This is a genomic window from Nonomuraea sp. NPDC004186 (assembly GCF_053603495.1).
This window is the reverse complement of the sequence record NZ_JBSGFQ010000118.1, coordinates 1-5,643: the sequence shown is the minus strand read 5'-3', so window position 1 is coordinate 5,643 and position 5,643 is coordinate 1. Positions and strand designations below refer to the sequence as shown.

Annotated in this window: 5 protein-coding genes; 2 read left to right on the top strand and 3 right to left on the bottom strand. The window is 64.4% G+C overall.

Features of this window, described 5'->3' with window-relative positions; genetic code table 11:
- Both ACWEPL_RS53325 and ACWEPL_RS53320 read right to left on the bottom strand, forming a co-directional pair.
- The coding region (locus ACWEPL_RS53325) for a hypothetical protein (protein ID WP_452441024.1) at window positions 1–572 on the bottom strand (572 nt) is incomplete at its 3' end.
- A gap of 1,710 nt (window positions 573–2,282) precedes the next feature.
- Window positions 2,283–3,602 carry an IS256 family transposase gene (locus tag ACWEPL_RS53320; protein WP_452441023.1) on the bottom strand — a complete coding sequence of 440 codons (1,320 nt, stop codon included), beginning with the start codon at window positions 3,600–3,602 and terminating at the stop codon, window positions 2,283–2,285.
- Between the two features lie 299 nt (window positions 3,603–3,901).
- Here ACWEPL_RS53320 and ACWEPL_RS53315 point away from each other — a divergent pair, with 299 nt between their 5' ends.
- Entirely contained in the window at window positions 3,902–4,027 is a 126-nt protein-coding gene (locus tag ACWEPL_RS53315; protein WP_452441021.1) for a hypothetical protein, read from the top strand.
- A 196-nt stretch (window positions 4,028–4,223) separates the two neighbouring features.
- Here ACWEPL_RS53315 and ACWEPL_RS53310 read toward each other — a convergent pair whose 3' ends face one another.
- Window positions 4,224–4,784: a GNAT family N-acetyltransferase gene (locus tag ACWEPL_RS53310; RefSeq protein WP_452441020.1), complete on the bottom strand. Its 561-nt coding sequence runs from the start codon at window positions 4,782–4,784 to the stop codon at window positions 4,224–4,226.
- Window positions 4,785–5,318: 534 nt separating this feature from the next.
- Between ACWEPL_RS53310 and ACWEPL_RS53305 the strand changes: the two genes are divergently transcribed.
- Window positions 5,319–5,643: hypothetical protein (locus ACWEPL_RS53305; protein ID WP_452441019.1), on the top strand; the 325-nt coding region annotated here is incomplete at its 3' end.

Here is a 5,643-nt window from a genome sequence, read left to right as displayed (position 1 = left end):
CACTCGGGGTCGGTGACGTTTGCCGAGAACGCCGGCGTCAGTGTTGAGTAGGTCCACAGTCCCGATGCCAACTGTCCCGACGACGACAGACCCCCCACCGTCGGCTCCGCCAAGGTAAGCGCCACTTGTGCATCTCGGGTTTGTTCTTTGATACCGGACCGGGCCACGGCCGGGCGTGGCAGCGGAGCGGCGGGCGATGCGTTTGGGGCGGGAGGGACAGCCGCTGGCACGTTCCCGGTGGGAGAGGCGGCGGGCTCCCATTCGGACTGCTCATGGAGAGGTGGCGGGGTCTTCAGGCCTTTTATGGATGAATCCGTGAGTTCGTGCGGCTCGTCCGACGGTAATGCGCCCTTGGGCCGCTTCGGATCCCGTTTGGCCGATCTATCGACGGCTTTGGTTATCTCGGATGAAACCAGCGTCGGCAAGGTCTTCGTGGACCCGAAAGCCTGCTTCGGCGTCTCCAGATGGCCATGGAAACCGACGGGCGCAACTGATTCAGCCACATCAGCAACCGCCGGTAACGGCTGCAAACTCAGCAGCCCGGGCACCAGACTCACGAGGATCGCCGCCACCACGGCAGGCGTTCGCCCAGAACGAGCCCACGACAAATACCGGCGCATACGCCGTCACACTCCGACCCACAACGAGGGACACCCACGTGGGGTGCCAGACGTCGCTCCACCCACCCGGCAGGAAGACGCGTCCTGACTCGTGCGGCTCGGAGCACTAACCAAACGGGCAAAGCGTAACTTTCGCAAGATCAGGTAACAAGAGTCATCTCAGCTATCAAACAGGCACGGAGTGCGACGTACCGGATGAAAGCTCGCGCCATAGGAAACGCGCCGTGGAGTGGCGGCTCGGCCTGATCGCACGAGGTCTGCCGTACGTCGTAGCCGCCTAAGAACCAGCAGGTTCTAGTCCGTCTAGCTGGCTGCCGAATTGGCTCCTTGATCCCCAGGACATCCGGTTGGGCAGGCACTTTCCGTCACGTTGCCGGTAATCGTCAGCTCACCCCCACGTGCGTGGGGACGACGCCGGGCATGAGCGTGCTCATCCACCGAACGCTGGCTCACCCCCAAGGGGGTGAGCCGTACATGTCCCACATGCTCTCCGGCTGGGCGCCGTCCTCCCCGCGCACGTGGGGGGTGAGCCGCGGACCGATGATGGCCCGTTACGGTCGACCTCTTGATCGAGCAGGAGCGAGGCGCATGGGTCCCGCAGATCGTGGAACCTAATGCGGTCGGCAGCATCCTGAGAGAAATGGCGTCATTGCCGCCGAGCACTTGTTGATCTTGTCGGTCATGAGATTCCTCTGCCGGCCTTCGGAGAGGAGCAACGGGAGCCAATTTTGGGAGCCACCGCCTTGCGGCTCCCTCAGACTTCCCGCGCTCCCCCGGAGGGTTCTGCAAGGTGAGAGGCACCCGATCGACTCGAATCGACATCCTCTGACTCCCCGGTGTTCCTTCACACCGAAGAGGTCACTGGTTCGATCCCAGTATCGCCCACCGAGATCAAGGGCCACATCCCAACATGGGAGTGGCCCTTTTGATCTTCCAGGTGACTCACTGAGTGACTGCCCCGTTCCACGCTCGTCGCTGGGGAAGGTCCGATCCGTGACGATCGCGCCGTCCTGGTGCTCGGGTGTGATCTGAAGACGGTAGACCTTCTCGGTGACTACCGGCCCTCCGGTATACCTGATCAACCGGGCATGTTCTCAATCGGGACGCCGTCCGCTGACAACAGCGAGACGAAGCTGTGTTGCATCTCCCGGGGTGTCCAATCGGCACCGACCAGACCGGCTCGGACGATCACTCGCCGCACTCCCGACGGACGTTGCCTGCGCTTATCTTGGTGCCGTTTCGGGTGGTGAACACCAGGTGAGCCTGACCGTCCCGGCCCGGCACGTTTCCACGGCCTCTCTGGTGCTCCCATGAAGCGACCAAGGCTTGAACACTGTGGTGAGGGAGTCAAGGCGGCCCCGAAGGGGCCGCACGCGCCGCAGTCTTGGCACGCCGCCGCCTCCGGTTGGCGCTCCCGGCGGACGGCTAAAGCACCGCCCGGCTGGCGCTGATGAGCTGAGGGGCCGCCGCCCTTAACTCCATCACGACCCCGACACCGGCACGCGCCCGGGCAGGTCCGCGGCTGGCCCGCTGCCCCGTGGGTGGGACGACGGCAGACGGGCAGGCCAAGAAACGGGTCATGTGCCACTGAATTTGGCCCGATCAGTGTCAACGACACCTTGAAGGTGTGTCCAGCTAACGGTGTAACTCGATCTTGATTAGTTATCGGATGGTCGGGGTCAGGCGGCCTTCGAAGGTGATGGCGAAGGCGTTCAGCGCCGCTTTCCATCGAGTGACCCAGCGTTTGCGGCCCTTGCCGGTCGGGTCCAGGCTCATGATGGCCATGTAGACGCACTTGAGCGCGGCCTGCTCGTTGGGGAAGTGGCCGCGGGCCTTGACCGCCCGCCGGATACGGGCGTTGACCGACTCGATCGCGTTGGTCGAGCAGATCACCCGGCGGATCTCGGTGTCGAAGTTGAGGAAGGGCACGAACTCCGCCCAGGCGTCCTCCCACAACTTCACGATCGCCGGATACCTACCGCCCCAGAGTTCGGCGAACTCCAAGAAGCGCTCGAGCGCGGCGGCCTCGGTCGGGGCGGTGTAGACGGGCTTGAGGGCTTTGGCGATGGCGTCCCAGTGCTGGCGGGCGGCGTACCGGAACGAGGCGCGCAGCAGGTGCACCACGCAGGTCTGCACGACGGCTTGTGGCCAGACGGTCTCGATAGCCTGCGGCAGGCCCTTCAGCCCGTCGCAGACCACCATCAGCGCATCGCCGACGCCGCGGTTCTTGATCTCGGTCAGCACGTGCAGCCAGAACTTCGCACCCTCACCGCCGTCGCCGGCCCACAAGCCGAGGATGTCGCGCTCGCCATCGACGGTGACCGCCAGGGCTACGTAGATCGGCCGGTTGGCGACCTGGCCCTCGCGCAGCTTCACATGGATGGCGTCGATGAAGATCACCGGGTAGACGCCATCGAGCGGCCGGTTCTGCCATTCGACCATCCCGTCGAGCACCTTGTCGGTGATGGTGGAGATGGTCTGCTTGGACACCTCAGCGCCGTAAACCTCGGCCAGGTGCGCGGAGATCTCCCCGGTGGTCAGTCCCTTGGCGGCCAACGAGATGACCATCTCATCCACCCCGGACAGCCGTCGCTGCCGCTTGCGCACGATCTTCGGTTCGAAGCTGCCCTCCCGGTCCCGCGGCACGCTGATCTCCACGGGCCCGACATCGGTGAGCACGGTCTTGGACCGGCTGCCGTTGCGGCTGTTGCCGGTCTCGGTGCCGCCTCCTCGCTCGTGCTTGTCATAGCCGAGATGGTCAGTGATCTCGCCCTCGAGTGCGGACTCCAGCACCAGCTTGGTCAGCCGGCCCAGCAGCCCGTTCTCACCGACCAGTTCCACGCCTTCGGCTCGGGCCTGATCGACCAGCCGGGCCACCAGCTCCCGATCCGAGTCCTTGGGCGGCTGATCCTTAGGCTCCTTGCGCGCCACCGCGGCGTCCTCCAGGTCGATCTCCGTCGATGCCTGGATCACAGTACTCATCAGGTGTTCCTCCATGATCAGGAGTTACACCGTTGTTCTTACACTCCCCACCTTGACGCTCTGCCGTGGCGCAAAGAGCCGGGCTCGGCTCCGCGTCTCTCGCTTGATCGATGGAATGGCAGGCGAGGGATCTACACTCGCTCGCTATGACGCGATTATTCGATCGTAGGGGTCTCTTTTCTCTGATCGTCGCCTGCCTCGCCAGGTTCGCCGGTGGCCCGCTGAGAGCGAAGTGGGGGGCGCCGAACTGGACGGTACTGGCTCTCGGGATCATTGCGGCAGCGCTGGCATGGCCTGGGGTGCGAAGGAAGGCCACGATCTCCACGGTGTCCAACCGCAGCATGTCAGTGGCGGGACTGGTGCTGGGGACGATGGCGATCGGCCTCGGCACACTGCTGCTGGCGCTGGACATCCTTTGGCCGTGATTGGCTGAGAGCCTGAAGGGGGGCCAGGTTGGGAGCCACGTGAGGTGGACCAACACGAGCGAGTCTGAACTCGATTGACCGGCCCGACCTCACCGGTGCGCCGGAGGAAACCGGCCACGAGTGGCAGGTGACGGGCTGGGAAACACCTGAAACCCTGGGTCTCCTGGTCTGAGGGCCGCTGGGCTGGATGCTGCGATCAGCTTTGGAACAGGGACAGGGGAGCGGTGCAGAGGGTCTGTTCGGCGCCGAACGCCTCGTACGTACTGATGGGGCGGAAGCCGAGGCGGGCGGCGAGTTTCAGAGATCGCTTGTTCGCGGTCTGGGTGGCGAGCACGACCGGCTGGTCGGGGAGTTCGCCGGCCGCTGCGCGCAATGCGGCCGTTGCGGCCTCGAAGGCGAACCCCGCGCCCCATGCGCTGCGCCGCAGTAGATAGCCCAGTTCCAGTTCCTCGACATCCTCGGTGACATGCCTGGGGCGGTCGGTCGGCCGGTGGGCGAGCATCAATGTTCCGATAAGTCGGTTCGTCGTGTTGTCGGCGATGACATAGTTGCCAGGGCTGGATGTCGCGTCGGCGGTCATGGCTGCGTCGAAGTGCTGCTCGACGTCACTCCGAGGCCGGGGACCACCGAGGTAGGCCTGAACCTCGGGATCGGTCATGAGCTCGATGAATTCTTCACGGTCGGCAGCGTGTGCTTTGCGAAGCAGGAGTCGTTCCGAAGGGATTTCCGTGGCAGATAGCGTCCGCAATTGGCTCATAGGCCCAGGATCCTAGAACACGGGACCGGCGATGGTGGCCTTGTCCGGGGCTGCCGCACTCGCCCATGACCGTGGCGTTGACGCGCACCTGCCGGCCTCCAGGACGTTGCCACCGGTTCGCATTGTGCGCATCAGTCAGCGGGGGCCCGGTGGTAATGGCTGGGAATCCGACGATGTTGCTCTCGACCTGCCGAGGCGACTCGGAGGCAGATGATCTACGAGTTGTTCGCGAGGGGCTTCGGTGGCCATGGCGTCGCGGCGGTCGGATTTGACGCGATCTTGTATTCGCGAATTACTGAATGCGCCTTCGGGTCATTATTGTCGACGGCTCCACAGTGTCGCCATAAGCTCGCCATAAATTCGCCATGGAGCCCATCGACCTGCATGAATGCGCGAATGAATCGCATCCAAGGCATAGCTTCACAGGCGATTTGAACATTGTTCCATGGAATTGTCTAGCTCTTGCCAGGTGATTTACCGACCCTTACTCTCCAGGTGATCAAATCACTTTCTCCTTTCACCTGGAGGCACCCCTTGCGCCGATTAGCGCTCCCCGTCGCCGTCTCGGCGATGCTCCTCCCCTTCCTCTTCCCGGAGGTGGTCTCCGCCGCCGCGCTCGACGACCCACCACCGGCGAACGTTCAGGAGATCGGCCCCGGTCAGTACTCCTCGGACACCAAGACCTTCAAGCTCACCGAGCTGGACGTGTCCGCGGGCGCGATCAGCCGCAAGCATGGCGTGGTGCTGGCCGCCGACGATCTGGCCCGGCCGCAGTCGGCCCCGGCGACCCGCCCCGAGCTGGGCGTCTTCGGGCCGGGCTGGCAGGCCGAGTTCGCCGGCGGAGAGATCAACCGGAAAC